Below are 1,589 nucleotides of genomic sequence, written 5' to 3'. Positions count from 1 at the left end.
GGTCCTGCAGGGCGCTGGCGAAGGCGGCGGTGCGGGTCTTGTCGCCGCCCTCGGTGGCGCAGACGACGCGCATCTCGACCTCGTAGTGGATGTCGCTGGACGGCTGGAAGTACTTGCGCCCGGCCACCACTTCGGCGCTGGCGGTGCTCACCAGGTAGCCCTGGCTCAGGAGGGCGCGGCGGGCGCCTTCGCACACGCGCGCCTGCGGTGCATTGATGTGGCGGGTGTGCATGCTGGCGCTGTCGAAGTCGTCCGGGTCGAAGCGCGGCGTGCGGTCCAGGCCGGGGACCGAGCTGGAAGCGCAACCGGCCAGGGTGGCGACGAGCGCAGCGGACAGCGCGAGCACCCAGACGGTGCGGGGATGGCGCGAAGGCATGGAGCTTGAAGGTGATGGACGAAGAGTAGGCATGGCGATTCCCTGATCAGCGTGCATTGTGAAGGCTGCGAAAGACGCGTCCGGACAAAGGGATGTAACCCCGCGCAACCGGCGCGGGGGCGGCTGCACATGGGATGCGGCAGCGCCGCGCGGGTTCCGGCCGCGCAACCCCGTGCGCGGGGGCACCTTGTAAAAACGGCAGGCATCCCCAGGCCGATCCAATGCGCGTGAAGCGCCGATTCGCGTGCTCAAAAGCCCTTGAAATGCAGCGCGCCACACACATTTGTGGACCATGCGGCGAACGACCCGGGAGCCGCGAAGACACTGTTTTTCCAGGAGTTTTTCCATGATTTTCGCCCCCGTGATCCGCCGCGCCGCTTTCAACGCCCCCCGCTCCGCCGACGTGGCCCTGCAGCGCTTTTTGAACCATACCCTGGCCACCCCGGCCGCCGCCGGCTACACCGTGCAGCAGGACGAAAAGACCGTCACCCTGCAGATGGATCTGCCCGGCCTGAGCCGTGACCAATTGCAGCTGACCATCGAAGGCAATCAGGTGCGCCTGACCAGCGTGGAGGGTGCGCCGCGCCAGGTGCAGCGCGCCTGGGAGCTGCCGGCGGACATCGACGTGTCCACCAGCTCCGCCAAGCTGGAAAACGGCGTGCTGACGCTGGTGCTGGGCAAGGTGGTGCCGGTGAGCCGCGCCACGCAGCTGGCCATCGGCTGACCCTGGCCCGCATCCGCTGCGGATGTGGCGCCGGCAAGGCGTTCGCATCGAACGCCTCGCCGCGCCACTCGGCCGGTTTTCACGAGCGCCCTGGCCGCCACGCCAGGGCGCTTTTTCATGTGCGCAGGCGCATCGCCGCCAGCTGTGGCCGGGTGGCCTGCGCGATCACTGCAGCGTATCGAGCGGCCAGCGCGGCTTGACGTCGAAGGCGTAGTCGCGGTTGGCCTGCTGGCGGCCGGCCTGCAGGCGCATGGCGGCGGCCATGGCGATCATGGCGCCGTTGTCGGTGCACAGGTGCAGCTCGGGGTAGTGCACGCGCACCTGGGCGCGGGCGCAGGCGGCATTGAGCTGCTCGCGCAGGTGCCGGTTGGCCCCCACGCCGCCCGCCACCACCACGCGGCGCAGCCCGGTCTGCTGCAGCGCGGCGGCCGTCTTGCGCACCAGTACGTCCACGATGGCGGCCTGCGTGCTGGCGGCCAGGTCGGCCTT

General features: G+C 69.7%; 3 protein-coding genes. 1 reads left to right on the top strand and 2 read right to left on the bottom strand.

The window, feature by feature from the left end:
* The coding region (locus tag AC27KI_RS24430; RefSeq protein ID WP_487116339.1) for a DUF2242 domain-containing protein at positions 1-376 on the bottom strand (376 nt) is incomplete at its 3' end.
* A 346-nt stretch (positions 377-722) separates the two neighbouring features.
* Here AC27KI_RS24430 and AC27KI_RS24425 point away from each other — a divergent pair.
* Positions 723-1,100, top strand: coding sequence for an Hsp20/alpha crystallin family protein (locus AC27KI_RS24425; RefSeq protein ID WP_284403044.1), 378 nt, complete (start codon positions 723-725; stop codon positions 1,098-1,100).
* 165 nt (positions 1,101-1,265) lie between these two features.
* On the opposite strand, the gene AC27KI_RS24420 is transcribed toward AC27KI_RS24425, so the two are convergent.
* The coding region (locus AC27KI_RS24420; protein ID WP_487116337.1) for a Kae1-like domain-containing protein at positions 1,266-1,589 on the bottom strand (324 nt) is incomplete at its 5' end.

Source organism: Acidovorax sp. KPB24-03 (genome assembly GCF_057546605.1).
The sequence above is the reverse complement of the archived record's forward strand: the minus strand, read 5'-3'. Positions and strand labels throughout refer to the sequence as shown.

Coding starts and splice junctions, on each gene's coding strand:
- AC27KI_RS24425 (WP_284403044.1), top strand. CDS start 723: ATGATTTTCGCCCCCGTGATCCGCCGCGCCGCTTTCAACGCCCCCCGC.